This is a genomic window from Streptomyces violaceorubidus, assembly GCF_000717995.1.
Classification (GTDB): domain Bacteria; phylum Actinomycetota; class Actinomycetes; order Streptomycetales; family Streptomycetaceae; genus Streptomyces; species Streptomyces violaceorubidus.
On record NZ_JODM01000003.1, the window covers coordinates 202,883 to 218,045 of the forward strand.

At 71.0% G+C, this 15,163-nt stretch carries 17 protein-coding genes and 2 pseudogenes; 15 read left to right on the plus strand and 4 right to left on the minus strand.

From position 1 onward, the window contains the following. Window positions 1-200: 200 nt before the first annotated feature. The 14 genes and pseudogenes from IE94_RS0107515 to IE94_RS37765 form a co-directional block, all read left to right on the plus strand. A complete protein-coding gene (locus IE94_RS0107515) occupies window positions 201-1,043 on the plus strand; it encodes a helix-turn-helix domain-containing protein (RefSeq protein ID WP_030180048.1) in 843 nt (280 codons plus the stop codon). Between the two features lie 3 nt (window positions 1,044-1,046). Beyond that, window positions 1,047-1,229 carry a DUF397 domain-containing protein gene (locus tag IE94_RS37755; protein WP_078606420.1) on the plus strand — a complete coding sequence of 61 codons (183 nt, stop codon included), beginning with the start codon at window positions 1,047-1,049 and terminating at the stop codon, window positions 1,227-1,229. A gap of 118 nt (window positions 1,230-1,347) precedes the next feature. Beyond that, window positions 1,348-1,575: a hypothetical protein gene (locus IE94_RS0107520; RefSeq protein ID WP_030180050.1), complete on the plus strand. Its 228-nt coding sequence runs from the start codon at window positions 1,348-1,350 to the stop codon at window positions 1,573-1,575. A 43-nt stretch (window positions 1,576-1,618) separates the two neighbouring features. Further along, window positions 1,619-2,062, plus strand: coding sequence for a DUF6879 family protein (locus IE94_RS0107525; RefSeq protein WP_106977769.1), 444 nt, complete (start codon window positions 1,619-1,621; stop codon window positions 2,060-2,062). 23 nt (window positions 2,063-2,085) lie between these two features. After that, the gene (locus IE94_RS0107530) at window positions 2,086-2,931 is read left to right on the plus strand and encodes a helix-turn-helix domain-containing protein (RefSeq protein ID WP_030180057.1); all 846 of its coding nucleotides are present in this window, start codon (window positions 2,086-2,088) and stop codon (window positions 2,929-2,931) included. A 62-nt stretch (window positions 2,932-2,993) separates the two neighbouring features. Continuing rightward, complete coding sequence (locus IE94_RS0107535; RefSeq protein WP_245235195.1) at window positions 2,994-3,299, plus strand: putative ATP-grasp-modified RiPP; 306 nt, start codon at window positions 2,994-2,996, stop codon at window positions 3,297-3,299. A gap of 3 nt (window positions 3,300-3,302) precedes the next feature. Beyond that, window positions 3,303-4,286 carry an ATP-grasp ribosomal peptide maturase gene (gene tgmB / locus IE94_RS0107540; RefSeq protein WP_030180062.1) on the plus strand — a complete coding sequence of 328 codons (984 nt, stop codon included), beginning with the start codon at window positions 3,303-3,305 and terminating at the stop codon, window positions 4,284-4,286. Further along, window positions 4,283-5,488 (plus strand): ATP-grasp peptide maturase system methyltransferase, encoded by a 1,206-nt coding sequence (tgmC, locus tag IE94_RS0107545; RefSeq protein ID WP_030180065.1) that lies wholly within the window; start codon window positions 4,283-4,285, stop codon window positions 5,486-5,488. Before tgmB ends, tgmC begins: the two co-directional genes overlap by 4 nt. A 338-nt stretch (window positions 5,489-5,826) precedes the next feature. Then, entirely contained in the window at window positions 5,827-6,375 is a 549-nt protein-coding gene (locus IE94_RS35270) for a GNAT family N-acetyltransferase (protein ID WP_030180068.1), read from the plus strand. Between the two features lie 419 nt (window positions 6,376-6,794). After that, entirely contained in the window at window positions 6,795-9,515 is a 2,721-nt protein-coding gene (locus IE94_RS0107555) for a hypothetical protein (protein WP_030180070.1), read from the plus strand. 505 nt (window positions 9,516-10,020) lie between these two features. Beyond that, entirely contained in the window at window positions 10,021-10,302 is a 282-nt protein-coding gene (locus IE94_RS40565) for a hypothetical protein (protein WP_030180072.1), read from the plus strand. 2 nt (window positions 10,303-10,304) lie between these two features. Beyond that, a complete protein-coding gene (locus IE94_RS0107565) occupies window positions 10,305-10,727 on the plus strand; it encodes a roadblock/LC7 domain-containing protein (protein ID WP_030180075.1) in 423 nt (140 codons plus the stop codon). Next, window positions 10,724-10,882 (plus strand): annotated as a pseudogene (locus IE94_RS35275) (DUF742 domain-containing protein); the annotation flags it as partial. The gene IE94_RS0107565 and the pseudogene IE94_RS35275, both read left to right, overlap by 4 nt. Further along, window positions 10,879-11,181 (plus strand): annotated as a pseudogene (locus tag IE94_RS37765) (cytochrome P450); the annotation flags it as partial. The pseudogenes IE94_RS35275 and IE94_RS37765, both read left to right, overlap by 4 nt. Window positions 11,182-11,270: 89 nt before the next feature. On the opposite strand, the gene IE94_RS0107575 reads toward IE94_RS37765, so the two are convergent. Both IE94_RS0107575 and IE94_RS0107580 read right to left on the minus strand, forming a co-directional pair. Then, window positions 11,271-11,744: a carboxymuconolactone decarboxylase family protein gene (locus tag IE94_RS0107575; RefSeq protein ID WP_030180078.1), complete on the minus strand. Its 474-nt coding sequence runs from the start codon at window positions 11,742-11,744 to the stop codon at window positions 11,271-11,273. A gap of 108 nt (window positions 11,745-11,852) precedes the next feature. Continuing rightward, entirely contained in the window at window positions 11,853-12,737 is an 885-nt protein-coding gene (locus IE94_RS0107580) for an alpha/beta fold hydrolase (RefSeq protein ID WP_030180079.1), read from the minus strand. A gap of 151 nt (window positions 12,738-12,888) precedes the next feature. On the opposite strand from IE94_RS0107580, the gene IE94_RS0107585 reads away from it, so the two are divergent. Beyond that, entirely contained in the window at window positions 12,889-13,191 is a 303-nt protein-coding gene (locus IE94_RS0107585) for a hypothetical protein (RefSeq protein ID WP_030180082.1), read from the plus strand. A gap of 16 nt (window positions 13,192-13,207) precedes the next feature. On the opposite strand, the gene IE94_RS0107590 is transcribed toward IE94_RS0107585, so the two are convergent. After that, entirely contained in the window at window positions 13,208-13,567 is a 360-nt protein-coding gene (locus IE94_RS0107590) for a VOC family protein (RefSeq protein ID WP_030180086.1), read from the minus strand. A 50-nt stretch (window positions 13,568-13,617) separates the two neighbouring features. After that, window positions 13,618-15,129, minus strand: coding sequence for an MFS transporter (locus IE94_RS0107595; protein WP_030180088.1), 1,512 nt, complete (start codon window positions 15,127-15,129; stop codon window positions 13,618-13,620). Window positions 15,130-15,163 lie beyond the last annotated feature (34 nt).

The following is a 15,163-nucleotide window of genomic DNA, read 5'->3' on the forward strand; positions in this document are numbered from 1 at the left end:
ATGTCTCTCCGCCCCCCATCGCCAATGCCTCACCGTGATGAACTCACGACTCAGAGTTGCATTGAAACTCTCAGAATGGAACTCTCATTGGGCGCGGTCGGGAGCACGCGTCCTCGTCACGCGCCCCCAGCGCACCACGTGTTGCCGCCGCCACCAGCGCGGCGCCACGATCTACAGAACCAACGCGAAGGACTGAGAACATGGCAGTCGGACCCACCACTCGTAGGCGCCAGTTGGGCGCCGACCTGCGGCGACTCCGCGAACGCAAGGGCTTGACGCTCGAAGAGGCAGGATCCCGCGTCGGAATCTCCAAGGCGACGCTGAGCCGCTACGAGACGAAGGAGGGCACAGTCAAGTGGCCCGCCGTGGACGCCCTATGCCGTGAGTACTCCGCGACGGACGAAGAACGGTCGGCCCTGGTGGAGTTGGCCAAGGGGGCCAAGATCCAAGGGTGGTGGCGATCACTCGCCGACTCGATTCCCGACTCCATGAACCTCATGCTCACCTTGGAGGACGAGGTCGTACGCGAGGACCACTACGCGTGCATGTACGTGCCGGGACTCCTCCAGACACGCGCCTACGCAGAGGCGGTCCATCGCGCTTCGGAGGTTCAGTGCGACGAACGCGAAGTCCAGCACATGGTCGACATCCGCATGAAGCGCCAAGAACTGTTGGAACGCGATGAGCCCCCGCGCATCTGGTGTGTCATCGACGAAGCCGCGATCCGCCGTCAGGTTGGGGGCCGTCAGGTCATGCGCGAGCAACTGGTGCACCTGCTGACCTGCGCCGAGCGTCCGCACATCACCGTCCAAGTCCTCCCGTTCTCCCTCGGAGCGCACGCGGCCGCAGTCGGGAGCTTCGTCACACTGCGTGGCCAAAGCCGTGAGCTGGACGTCGTGTACGTCGATCTCCTCGGTGGTGGGTTGTTCATGGAGAAGCCGGAGGAACTGGAGCGATATAGGTTGGCCTTCGACTACCTCAGCGCACAGGCGCTCGACCTCGAGTCCTCGGTCGAACTCATCGACCGGGTCAGCAAGGAGTGAGTCTTGATCGCAGCCAACCCGGCGCCGCACTGGTTCAAGTCCTCATACAGCGGTGGCAGCGGCACTGAATGCGTGGAGTGCGCGCACGTAACACACGGCGTGCTGATACGCGACTCAAAGCGCCCAGTCGGCCCCGTCCTCTCCGTAGGCACCGATGCCTGGCGTCACTTCATCGGCGCTATGTAGCGGGACAACGCAGCCCAAAGCCCGGACTTGTAGAAGTTCGTGCAAGTAGCTGGCACACCGTGCTTCGACCGAGCAAGCCTGGTCATCTCGACACACGTCAACGCCGCCGGAGGGCATCATGGCGCTGCACCGCCTGGGTAAGGACCCCGAGAGTCCCAACAACGGCTCTCCGACCGTGTACCTGGACGACGAAACCGGTAACTACATCCTACAAGGCTGGCGAGTCACGGACGCTGAGCGCCTGGCGCAGCTGGACATCCCGGGGCACGAAACGGTGATCGAGTTCCCCAGGCGCATGATGCAGTTCTTCCCGGAGGTGAGCGGCGGTGCCGCAGCCGACGTTTGAGGAGCTCTTCCGCTCAGCCCGGCACAGCGCGCGTCACCTGGAGATGCGCGATGCCTACGGCCTCGATGCGGATTATCGCGAGTGGTCGAAGGGCCACCACTTCGACCCGGCGGAGCGCTGGCCCTGGTGGATCGAGCTTGTCTCCTCGGCGGTGGCTCGGGGGGTGGCCGTGCAACGCGCCCGCATCGTCTCCGAGCCGCTGTCCTCCTACACCCGCTACGAGTACGAGCTGACCAGCGGGCACAACGTCAAGGCCGGCGAAGACGTCCGCTGGCTGCCCCGCAAGCAGACTTCGGACCTCGCGCTGCCGGGAAATGACTTCTGGCTCTTCGACGGCAGCGTCGTCCTGTTCAACCATTTCGCCGGGGACGGGACCATGACGGGCGAGGAACTAGTGACGGACCAGACCGTCGTCGGCCTGTGCTCCTCCGCCTTCTCCGCCGTGTGGGAACGAGCAGTCCCCCACGAGGAGTACCGGCCCGCCTGACAGCGACCGCCTCGCCACACATCATGCCTTCGTCATCCAGCGTCCAGCAGGCCCGGGAGTCCCTGGGCAAGCGACTGCGCGAGATCCGTAATGACTCGGGTCTCACCGCGCGGGAGCTTGCCTCCAGGGCGGGCTGGCACGAGAGCAAGTGCAGCCGCATCGAGAACGGGCGTACGCCACCCTCCGATGACGATCTGCGCGCGTACACGCTGCACTGCGCCGCGAGCGACCAGACAGCCGACCTGATCGCCACAGCTCGCAACATCGACGGCTCCTACGTCGAGTGGCGGCGTATGGAGCGCTCGGGACTGCGCCGCGCTCAGGAATCGGTCATCCCTCTGTGGGAGCGGACTCGGCATTTCCGGGCGTACTCGTCGTGGCTCATACCCGGACCGTTTCAGACACCCACGTACATCAGGGCCCTTCTGACGTCGATCCGTGACCGCCGCGCGCTCCCTGACGACCTTGAGGCAGCCGTCGGCGTTCGCGTGGACAAACAGCGCGTGCTGTACGAGAGCGCACGCCGATTCGCCGTCGTCCTGGAGGAGAGCACGCTTCGGCACGTGATCGGCGGGCCCGAGACCATGGCCGGGCAACTCGGACACCTGCTGTCGCTGGCCACACTGCCCAACGTCAGCCTGGGCGTGATTCCGCTGAGCACGGACCGCACAGCGCTCTGGCCGGTCGAGGACTTCTGGGTTTTCGACGACTCCCAAGTAAACATCGAGTTGGTCTCCGCCTTCCTGACCATCACCCAGCCCCACGAGGTCGGCATGTACGTACGGACCTTCGCCGCTCTCGCCGACTCGGCGGTCTACGGCGCCCGCGCACGCACACTGATCACCTCAGCGATCGACTCGCTCGGATGACTACGTGCAAGTTCGCACATGTTCGTTGAGGGGTGCCTTCAGGCGTTCCTAGCGTGGTCGGCATGGAACTCATGGAATCCATGGACAAGGAGCGGGTATTCAGTCCCGCGGCTTCCGCCCGCGCCCCCTGGGCGCTGTCTCTCGTCACCGATCGGTTCCCTGTCTCCCCCGCCCCCTACGCGTCCGTCACCCTGGACGCGGCCACCCAGACCGCCCGCTACACCGACGCCGTCGGCCGAGTGGTCGAGATGGGAAAGCACGGAACCTCGCGGACGAGCGGTACGGCGTCCGTGTCGGGCGGTGGGGACGGGCAGCAGCCGCAGCCTCAGTCGCAGGACGACACGACGACCGACTACGAATCGGACTGAACGATGGCCCGTACCGTCCTGGTGGTCACGGCCCTGGAAGACGTGACCGCTGACTGGGTCGTCGCCGCGCTGAACCAGCGTGAGGTGCCCGTTGTAAGGGTTGATCCCGCCGACATCGGATCAGGACTGACCTTCGGGTTCCGGCTCGACGCCCACGACCCATCCTGGAGCGGGCCGCTGCGTACCGAGAGCCGAGAGGTGGAGCTGGAGGAAATCGGCGCTGTCTACTATCGGCGTCCCACTCCCTACGGGAGCCGATTCGCACGGTTGCCGCGGCAGCAGCGCCAGTTCGCGACGGCCGAAGCAAGGCACGGACTCGACGGCGTCCTGCACAGCCTGTGTTCCGCCGTGTACGTCAACCACCCGGCGGCGGTGGCTCGTGCCGAGTTCAAACCGGGCCAGCTCAAGGCGTTCGTCGAGCTCGGGCTGCGGATTCCCACCACGCTCGTCACCAACGACGTTGTCGCAGCACGGGAGTTCAGCGAGGAACATCCGTCCGTCGTCTGCAAGACCTTTCGAGGGCTACCGCCCGGGGAGGACGGTCGTGCTGGTGCGATCTGGACTCAACGCGTTCACCATGAGGACTTCGACGACTCCCTCTCGGTGACGGCGCATCTCTTCCAGGCCGAGGTTCCGAAGGTCGGTGACGTACGGGCCACTGTGGTCGGTCGGCGCGTCTTCGCCCAGCGGATCACCGACCCGCGCGGTGCTCTCGACTGGCGGTGCGGTGACTGGAACGACCTGGTGCACACCCCCGTCGCCGTCCCCGCGGTCGTCGAGACCGCGTTGCACGGCTATCTGGCCGCCTCCGGTCTGGTCTTCGGGTGCTTCGACTTCGCGCTCACCGGTGACGGGAGCGCTCCGGACGACTGGTGGGCCATCGAGTGCAATCCGAACGGGCAGTGGGGCTGGCTTCCGGACGCGCCCGCGATCACCGAGGCCTTCGCCGACATTCTGAGCGCGGAAGGGACCTGCGGCAGCTCATGACTCTGCCTACCGACCTCGACAACGACGCGGGGGCGCTGCGCGCGGCGATGGTGAAGAGCCTCGCCGCAGCCGGTGCCGGGCGCCCGGTTAACCCGGCCTGGCTCGTGGCCGCGGGGAACGTGCCCCGGCACGTCTTCGTGCCTGGCTTCTACCTCCCCGCCGACGAACCCGACGGGCAAGGGCTGACGGTGTGGGAGCCCGTGACGTCGAAGCTCGACTACGGACGATGGCTGGCCGCCTCGTATTCGGACACCACCCTGATCACCCAGTTCGACGGCGAGGAGACCGACTGGGAGCGGCCGGCCGTCCGGCACGGCGGAGCGCCCACGTCATCGTCGACGCTCCCCTCACTCGTCCTGCGCATGTGGTCGGACGCGGATGTCTCCGAAGGGCACACGATCCTGGAGATCGGCACGGGGACCGGGTACTCGACCGCGCTCGCCTGCGAACGGCTGGGCTCGTCCCACGTGACCAGTGTCGAGGTCGACCCCGCCCGGCTGAGGGGGGCGGCCGACGTCCTCTACGGCTGTGGCTACACACCGTCTCTCGCCCGGGCCGACGGGATGTACGGATACTGGCCCGAGGCGTGGTTCGACCGGATCGTGGCCGCCTGTTCCTTCCGGTCCGTGCCGCTCGCCCTGCTCAGGCAGACCCGCCCGGGTGGGAAGGTCCTGCTCCCCTTGTCGGGGTGGCTCTACGGCAACGCCCGCGTCCTGCTCACCGTCGCCGGGGACGGCACCGCCGAGGGGGCCTTGCTGCCAGGGACCATCTCCTTCATGCCCGCCCGGACCCATACGGCACCGGCGTACGGAAATCCCGCCGACTGGGCCGCGGGGCTGCCTGGGGCACCGCGGTCCGCGCGGCACGCCCCCGACCGGATCACGGCTGGGACCGAGGATGCCTTCCATCTTCGGTTCCTTGCCCAGAGCGCCGTACCGGACGCACAAATGGTCACCACTGACGGGGTGGTGCATCTCATCGACTCGGTCTCCGGTTCCGCCGCCACGCTCACGCCCGACGGCGGGGACTGGAGCGTCCGGGAGAGCGGTCCGGTGAAGCTGTGGAGCCGGATCGAGCGCTTCGTCGATGCCTTCGACGCCGCGGGGCGGCCCGGGCCGCAGACGTACACCTTGCGGGTGGACGGCGACGGACAGCGGCTGCTGCATCCAGGACTTCCCCAGCTGCGGCTGCCCGTGGGGTAGGCGGCCGGGCGGCCCCGTGCGGAGCCGCCCGCGGGATGTGGGCTGTCAGACTGCCGTCAAGTCGAACGTGCCCGCACCATCCTGCCGACCGGTGGAGCACTGCCGGATGAACTCACGTCGCGCTAGAGGTAGAACCGCTGAAGGTCGTCCTCCGCGCAGGGGCCGTCATCAGGACCGCTCGGTCCGTGGCCGCGTTCCTCTCGGCGAGGTCGCGCATCCACCGTTGCCCCAGTTCCACAGGGACGCCTCGACGGCGCCGTCGTTCTCCGTCACGTCGCACAGGCGCGGGACGGAAATTCGGTGTCCCGCCGACTCCGCAAGGGCGCAGGATGGCCCCCATGACTCTGGCCACCCCCACCCTCCACACCCCCCGCCTGCGGCTGCGCCCCTTTGTCGAGGGTGACGCGGACCGGCTCTACGCCCTGCACAGCAGCGCACGCGTGATGCGCTTCTGGGATTCCCCGCCGTGGGCCGAGCGGGCTCGTGCCGGGCGGTTCGTCGAGAGGTGCCGGGAGATGGCGGAGGAGGGCACCGGCGTGCGGGTGGCCGTCGACCGGGCGTCCGACGGGGCCTTCGTCGGCTGGTGCTGCCTGGTCGAGTGGAACCCGGTCTACCGCAGCGCGTCGCTGGGTTACTGCCTCGACGAGGCGATGTGGGGCCACGGCTACGCGACGGAGACCGCGCGCGCCCTGCTGACGTGGGCCTTCGACACGCTGGACCTGAACCGGGTCCAGGCCGAGGCGGACACGCGCAACGTGGCGTCCGCCCGGGTGCTGGAGAAGGTCGGGTTCGTGCGCGAGGGGACGTTGCGGGAGGACTGCGTCGTCGACGGCGAGGTGTCCGACTCCTGGGTGTACGGGCTGATCAGACGCGAGTGGCAGCCGTAAACCCCGCGCTCCTCGTCGCTGGGCATGACGCACGAGGACCCGGCGTACCGGCCCGTGGCCCGGGCCGGATCGGTTGTGCCGGGAGTCGGGGCGAAGGAGCTCAGTCTCATGGACGGAGGCCCGGTTCCGGTGCGGTCCCGGACGAGAAGCGGCCGACGACGCGCAGGGTCCGGACAACGGGCAAGCGTGTCGGGAGGTTTCAGCGACTTGGCGTGCTGAACCGGTGCCGTCGCGCATCCGGCCGACGGCTCGTTACCGGTGGCCCATCATGTCGCCCTTCCCGTACGGCACTTGCTCACCACCGGCGATCGTGACGCGTTCCGCACGGGTCCCCGGAGTGTTTTCCCGCCGCACCCCTGCTGTTCGCCGTGCCCGGCTACCTTCGCGTGGCCCGGTCCGGCAGCAGGAGAGGTTTGTCCATGAACGCCCCTGTCCAGCGCAGCTCCGAACGGCCCTCCGCAGCCGTCCTGGCAGCGGCCCGGCAGCGCCGGGAGGAAGGGCGGACCGGGAGTTCGTCGGGGTCCGGGACCTCGGCGGAGCAGGCCTTCCTCGGATTCCAGTCCAGCGTCGGCAACCAGGCGGCGAGCGCCACGGTGCAGCGGGCAAGGGGCAGGACCCTGGAGCGGACCGCGGGGCCCGGCACCGACCGCCCCGGCTCCGCGCCCGGCACCCGGCGCGACCCCGCCGGTCCCACCCGGCGCGGCTCGGAGTCCGGGACCGACGGCATGGACGTCGACCCCGCCCTGCGGGAACAGGCCACCGCCGCCAGGCGCGCCGCCCTCGCGGCCGGCTTCACGCCGTCGGGCCGTACGCGACGCGCCTCCGACTCCGGCGCCCGGCCCGGCGTCACCGGCCCCACCCGGCGCGGCTCCGAGTCCGGCGCCCAGGGCTTGGCGGTCGACCCCGCCCTGCGGGAACAGGCCGCAGCCGCGAGGCGCGCCGCGGAGGAGAAGGCGGCGGCCGAGGAGGCGGCGCAGACGCGACGGCGGGTACGGGCGGGGGCGGAGGCCGCGGCGGCCACGGCGCGCAACCGCAGTACGGCGAAGAAGGCGGCGAGCGAAGCGGCGGCAAGAGGAGCACGCCTCCTCGAAGAGGCGGAAGCAGCCGCGGCGGAAGCGGCGGAGACGGAGCGACGGCGTCGCGCGGGGGCGGAAGCGGCGGCGGCCAAGGCGCGGGAGCGCATCGCGGCGGCCGAGGCGGCAGCGGCGGAAGAAGACCGGCTGCGCCGTGCGGCGGAGGCGGAGGCGGCGGCGGAGGCGGATCGACGCCGCCGCCTCGAAGAAGAAGCACGCCCGCCCGTGGTGGAGGAAGCACGCACCGCCGTCGAAGAGGAAGAAGCGGCCCGCCCCGCCGTCGAGGGGGGCGAGGAAGCACGCGCCACCGTCGCGGAGGAAGAGGAAGCACGCACCACCGTCGAGGAGGTCACGCTCGCGCCCGAGGAGCGGGCGGCCAGGGACGCTCGCCTCGCCGGCCTCGCGGCCCGCCTCACCTCCTCGGGCCGCACACGGCGCGACTCCGACCTCGACGTCCGGCCCGGCCGTGCCGACCTCACCCGGCGCGGCTCCGACTCCGGCATCCGGTACGCGGAAGTCGGCGCCGGCCCCTGGGAACGCGTCGGCACGGCCGGGGACGAGGACGGCACCCGCACCACCCCCGCCGACGAAACAGCGCCTCCCGCCGAGGAGACGGCACCCCCCGCGGAGGAGGAGGCACGCCGCTCCGGAGAACGCGCCGCCGCCGAGACCAGGGCGGAGGTCAGGACTGATCGCCTGAAGGCGGTCGCCGAGAACGCGGACCAGGGCAAGCGGCTCCTCGATCCCGTGGACGCCCTGGGCAAGGGCGTCCAGGCCCCCACCGCCGCGGGCCTCGGCCAGGAGGCCACCGAGAGGGCGGCCAACGCGCCGACGCCGGACACCGGCGGCGGGACGGGCGCCGAGGCCCTGAAGCACGACGCCGCCGCCGTGGGGGTCTCCGGCGCGTCGCTGAGCGCCGGTGCGGAGCTCCTCGCGCTCGGGGCAAGCGTCGCGGACGCGTTCCGGAACCTGCGGACGGCCCTGCGCAGGAGGACGGGGGCCGGGTTCCACAGCGCGCGGAAGAAGGCCAAGGTCAAGGCGGGCGACGCGGGCGTGAGCGTCCTCAGTACGGGTGCCAACGCGGGCGCCGTCGCCAAGGAAGCGGTCAAGATCCAGGGGGTGGCGAGCACCGCGGCCTCGGCCGAGGCGAGCGGTGTTCTCAGCGGCGTCGCCGGTCTGGCGAAGAGCATGCGTGCCGTCTTCAAGAGCGGCGGGGCGATCCGCAAGTTCCGGGGCCTGGGCAAGCTCCCGGACGCCGAAGTCGCCCACGCCGAAAGGCTCGACACGCTGAAGACCGCGTGGGAGGCCGAGGAGCGGCGCGCCAAGGAGGCGTACGACGCGGTCGTGGCGCTCGAGACGCAGGCCGAGGCGGGTCGCCGGCGGGAGGGGTGGGACGAGGCGCTCGACGCCGCCGCGACCGCCTACGAGGCGGCGGCGCATCGCGAGGCGCAGGCCAAGACCGCCCACCTCGCCGCCGTGGACGACGCGAGGACCGTGAACCGGACCAAGAAGCTGGCGAGGCGGAAGATGGCCTCCAAGGGCGCCAAGGAGGCGGTGGGCGGCGGCCTGGGCGAGGGCCTGAAGGGCGCGGGCGGCATCACGACCGTGGCCGTCGTCGCCACCGGGGCCCTGGCGTCCAACCCGGCCGGTTGGATCATCGCCGCGGTGGGGGCGGGCCTTGTCGTCGGCGTCGCCGCCTACAAGGGGGTCCGGTCGGGCTACGGGCGTTTCCAGGAGGCCCACCACCCCGAGCTCTACACGCCGCACGGCGAGGAGGTACCGGAGGCCCTGCCCACCTGGGAATCGCTGAAGCACGCCATGAAGGCGTGGAAGAAGATCTCGCGGTACAAGCGCCAGCTGGCGGCGCACAAGCTCTACGGCATGCTCTCGCGTCCCGACACCGAGCCCGAGCTGCGCCGGTCCGCCATGGATCTGCTGGTCGTGCTCAAGGCCGGTCCCGACGACCACGGGATGGACCGGCCGACCTGGGAGGCGAGCCTCATGGACCCGGCGAACAAGGCCGACTGGATCAAGGAGATCACGGACCAGCTGAGCTCCGGGTCGTGACGCGGCGGGGCGGGGCGGCGCGGGGCGGGGCGGCGCGGCGCGGGGCGGGGCGCCGCGCCTCTACCAGCGCGCCGTCTTTCGATCCAACTCGCTTTCCAGCCAATGCAGTTCGTCTGCCATCCGGGCATTTTTCGCGTCAAACCCCCGGTGGTGCCGAGTCGTGGTCACGAGCCCGGCACGTGGCATGAGCACAACGTGAGCACAAGCGGTATGGTCCCTTTCCGTACGTCGAACGCCGGTCGTGGATACGGGAGTTCGAGGCGCATCGGGACGCGCGGTCCCGTTCCGTTTCGAGTCCGCGTCATCGGCGCCCCCTGCTCGTACCGGCCCTCGCGTGTTCCTGGGAGATCCATGTCGTGCGCCTTCGCCGTCCTCCGCTTCGCCGCCGGCTCCGCGGCGCGGCGTGACCGTGGGAGACACCGGTCCGCTCCGGCCTGTTGAGAGCCCGGTCGTCATCGGCTCCCCCGCCGTGACCGCAACCCCCACCCCCGCGACCCCCACCCCCGTGACCACCACCGCCGGCGGCCTGACCGTCTGTCGGCGTTCCACCGCGCCCACCCCCGCGCCCACCCCCGCGCGCCGCCCCGCCGCCGCCGACGACGCCGAGCCCGGCCGTCCCGCCGTAGCCGCCGCCTGGGCGGCCGGGACCCGCAGCGGCCGGGAGGGGGAGCAGTCCTCGCCGGCCTCCGCCGACGTCTCCCGTCCCGCCGGGCACACCGCCACGCACACCACCCGCATCGCCGCCCGCACCACCCCCCACGACGCCGCTGACGACGAAGGACACTGATCGTGCAAGACACACACACCAACGGCCTGGGCTGGCTGCTGGACCAGGAACTCGGCAGCGTCGAGGGCGTCCGGTACGCCGTGCTGATGAGCAGCGACGGTCTGCTGAAGGCCCGCACCCGGACGATCGGCCAGGACGACGGGGAGAAGTTCGCCGCGCTGACGGCGGCGCTGCGCGCGGCCGGCAAGGCCTGGGACGAGTTCACCGGCGGTGCGGGGATGCGGCAGCTGCTGATCGAGTCGGTCGGCTGCATCGGCCTGACGACGACCGCCGCGAAGAACACCATGCTGTCGGTGTGCACGACCGGTCCGGACGCCGACGTCGGGCTGATCTCCCACCACATGGTGCGGCTCGCCACCCGGGTGGGGCACGAGCTGGCCACGGAGGAGCGCGTGCCGGTCGCGGACGGCGGCTCACCGGTATGAGCGGGCCGCGGCGCGATCCCGACACGGTCCGGCCCTACGTCCGTACCGGGGGCCGGATCCGCGCGCGCCAGGACGTGCGCCTGGAGAGCGTGGTCATCGCCGCGACCGCTCCCACGGACACCCTCGGCCCGGACGCCCGCCGGGTGATGCGGCTGCCTGCGGGGAGGCGATCCTCGCCTCGTACGCCGCGGCCAACCGCCACCCGGACTGGCACGAGGACGCCGACACCTTCGACGCGACCCGCACGCTCAAGGAGCACCTCGCCTTCGGCCACGGCGTCCACTTCTGCCTGGGCGCGCCGCTGGCCCGCATGGAGGTGACCCTCGCGCTGGAGAGCCTCTTCGGCCGCTTCCCGGACCTCCGCCTCGCCGACCCGGCCGAGGAACTGCCGCCGGTCGCCTCCCTGATCAGCAACGGCCACCAGCGGCTCCCGGTCCTGCTGCACGCCGGCTGAGCGGCGGACGGCGGGCGCCGGGACCCGGGATCAGGGACCAGGGACCAGGGGCCGGGGAGGGCGGCCGGCGGCCGGTGGCGGTGCCGGCCTCAGCCGAACATCCCCGGCCGGTAGTCGCCGGCCGGCTGCTGGGTGATGACGTTGAGACGGTTGTAGGTGTTGATGACCGCGATCAGCCCCACCAGGGCGGTGAGCTGCTCCTCGTCGTAGTGCTTCGCGGCGTTCGCCCAGGCCTCGTCGGTGACTCCGCCCGAGGCGTCGGCGATGCGGGTGCCCTGCTCGGTCAGTTCGAGGGCGGCGCGCTCCGCGTCGGTGAACACCTTGGCCTCCCGCCAGGCGGCGATCAGGTTCAGGCGCAGCGAGGTCTCCCCCGCCTCCGCGGCGTCCTTGGTGTGCATGTCGAGGCAGAAGCCGCAGCCGTTGATCTGGCTGGCGCGGATCTTGACCAGCTCCTGGGTCGCGGCCGGCAGCGTCGAGTCCGACACGGCCTTGCCCGCGGAGTTGATGTGCCGCAGCAGCTTGCCGGCGAGCGGGTTGGTGAAGAGGTCGAGACGCGCTTCCATCGTGGGTTCCTCCGTCGTCGCTTGTTCGTCCTTGGCCGTACACAGCTACGACGGACGCCGACGGCGCGATGTGACAGGCCGCGGCAGGGACCGCTTGTGACCTGCGTCTCACCCGTTGGAGGGGGTTCGTTCCAGCAGTCGGCCCAGTGCCTCCGTCACGGCGGCCGGGCGTTCGTCCATCACCCAGTGGCCGGCGTCGTCCAGCATCGTCAGCTCGGCGCCGGGCACGGCCCCGGCCAGCCCGGTCGCGATCGCCGGGCTCAGGTACGGGTCCGCGCGGCCCCAGACGACCGCCGTCGGGCAGGTGATGTCGCGCAGTCGCCGGCGCAGTTCGGGGCGGGCCGGGGTGCGGTAGTCGCCGAAGTAGTGGAGCAGCCAGCGGCGGCCCTCGGGTGCGGCCATCCAGTCGAGGTAGCCGTCCAGGACGCGGGCGTCGAGGTGGCCGGCGCGCACGAGGGGCGCGAAGGAACGGCGGTGGAGGGCGGCGTACGGCAGGAGCTGGGCCGGGCGGCGGAGGACGGGGCTGCGTCCGGCGAGGCTGATCAGGCTGAACACGGCGTACCAGCGGCGGGTGAAGGTGGCGTGCGCGCGGCTGTTGAGCAGCGCCAGCCTGCGGACCCGGCCGGGATGGTTCTCGGTGAAGCCGAGGGCGAGGAAGCCGCCGTAGTCGTGGCCGACCAGGTTCACCGCGTCCAGTTCCAGCGCGTCCAGGAGCCGGCCGAGCCGGGCGACCTCGGTGTCGTAGTCGAAGGACAGGTGCAGGGGTCGGTCGGACGCGCCCCAGCCGAGGAGGTCCGGCGTGATGACCCGGTGGCGGACGGACAGCGGCGGGACCTGGTGGCGCCAGCACCGGTGGTCGGCGGGGTAGCCGTGCAGGAGCAGGACCGGCTCGGCGTCCGGCGGCCCCGACTCCCAGCAGGCGACGCGGGCGCCGTCCACCGTGATCGTCCGGCTGCGGGGCGGGTCGTACGTGCCGGGACGCTGCGTGGTCATCGGTCTCCTCCGGGTGTTCGACTCCCCCAACGGAGCGGATACCCGCTCGTGTCACGATCAGGGCTCGGTGTTCGGCCGAAAGGGGCGGGGATTAGCCTCGGTCCCGACATATCGGTACGGCCGGAGTCGTCCGGCGGAGCAGGAGGCAGACATGGCGAAGGTTCCCAGCGCGGTGGTCGCCGCGGGCGGTCTCGTCGGCGGGTACGGCGTGGCCCGCTGGACCGGGAAGCGGGAGCTCGGCGGGGCCGTGCTCGCCGTGGCCGGGGCCGCCGCCGCGCAGCAGTGGCGGGCGCGGGCCGGCGGCGGGGCCGCGGGCGCGCTGACGGCGGCGTATGTCGCGGGCTTCGCCGGGTCGCACCCGCTGGCCAAGAAGGTGGGCGCCTGGCCGGCCGTGTTCGGTGTGGCGGGCGCCGTGGCCCTGGCCTCGTGGGCGGTCGCCGACCGGCGCGCCTGAGCGCCCGCGGCGCCGGTCAGGAGCGGTGGGTGAGTACGTTGATCACCCGGCCGTTCGGGTCGCGCACGAAGAAGCGCCGTACGCCCCACTCCTCGTCGCGCGGTTCCCGGACGATCTCGGCGCCCGACGCGACCACCTGGGCGTAGACCGCGTCGACGTCCTCGACCTCGACGCTCAGGTCGGGGACGACGGGCGCGGTGCGCTCCTCGGTGAAGAGGCTGATCTGGGCGGTGGGGTTGGACGGCGAGGCCAGGGTCGTGACCCAGCCCATGTCCATGACCTCCTCGAAGCCGAGCAGGCCGTAGAACTCGCGGCTGGTGTTCCACTGCCCCTCGGCCTCGACGTGGATGTTGGGGACGATCCTGCGGATGCTCATCGGGGGCTCCTCGGCGTAGGTGCCGGATCGGGTGGGCGTCGTGTGCGACGCTAGCCGGTCCGCGCCGCGGAGTCCGCCGTTCCGGAGGTGTCCGGTGCCGCCGACAGCGGTTCCGCGATGTCCTCCAGCGAGCGGCGTTCCGCCTTCACCGCGAGGAAGGCCGCGACCAGACCGGCCGCGCACATCAGCCCGGCGCCGATCCGGAAGGCCAGGACGGTGTCGCCGACCACGCCGGACTCGGTCAGGTCGGCGAAGAGCAGCGGGCCGCTGATACCGCCGGCGGCGGTGCCGAGGGCGTAGAAGAAGGCGATGGCCATGGCGCGGGTCTCCATCGGGAAGATCTCGGAGACCGTCAGATACGCGCTGGAGGCGCCCGCCGAGGCGAAGAACAGCACCACGCACCAGCAGGCCGTCATGGTCGTCGCCGTGAGCGAGCCCCGGTCGAAGAGCCAGGCCGTGCCGAAGAGCAGCAGGCCGGAGAGCAGATAGGTGCCGGAGATCATGATCCGGCGGCCGACGGTGTCGAAGAGCGGGCCGAGGAGCAGCGGGCCGCAGAAGTTGCCGGCGGCGATGACGGCGAAGTAGTAGCCGGTGCTGCCGGTCGGCACGTCGAAGAAGGTGATGAGGATGGTGCCGAAGCCGAAGGTGATCGCGTTGTAGAGGAAGGCCTGGCCGATGAAGAGGGACAGGCCGAGGACCGCGCGGCGCGGGTAGCGGCCGAAGACGGTCTTGGCGATCAGGCCGAAGCCGATGGACTTGCGCTGGTGGATGGTGATCTCACCGGCCGGCGGCGGCAGTTCCTCGCCCTTCTCCCGCTCGATCTCCCGTTCGACGGAGGAGACGAGGGCGTCCGCCTTCTCGCCCTGGCCGTGGATGAACTGCCAGCGTGGACTCTCCGGGACGTGCCGCCGCACCAGCAGCACCACCAGACCCAGGATCACACCGAGGGCGAAGCTGAGCCGCCAGCCGACGTCCTTGGCGAAGATGTCGGTGTCCAGCATGACGATGGACAGCAGGGCGCCGCCGATCGCGCCCAGCCAGTAGCTGCCGTTGATGATGAGGTCGACCCGGCCTCGGTAGTGGGACGGGATCAGCTCGTCGATCGCGGAGTTGATCGCCGCGTACTCCCCGCCGATGCCGAAACCGGTGAGGAAGCGGAACAGGAAGAACCACCAGGACTCGAAGGAGACCGCGGTCAGCGCGGTGGCCGCCAGATAGACCACCAGCGTGATCATGAACAGTTTCTTGCGGCCGTGCCGGTCGGTCAGCCAGCCGAAGAACAGGGCACCGGAGCACGCCCCGGCCACGTACAGGGCGGCGGCGAGGCCGGTGATCTGCGCGGAGCTGATGTCCAGGCCGCTGCCGTCCTCGGCGATGCGTCCGGCGACGTTGCCGACGATCGTGACTTCCAGACCGTCCAGGATCCAGACGGTGCCCAGCCCGATCACGATCATCCAGTGCCAGCGCGACCAGGGCAGCCGGTCCAGGCGGGCGGGGACGGCCGTGGTGACCGTCCCGGTGGAGGCGGGCACCGAACCCGACGACGACGCTTGTGCTGTCATGGCTCCCTCTCCGTCGAGCGAACGCCTCACGTGT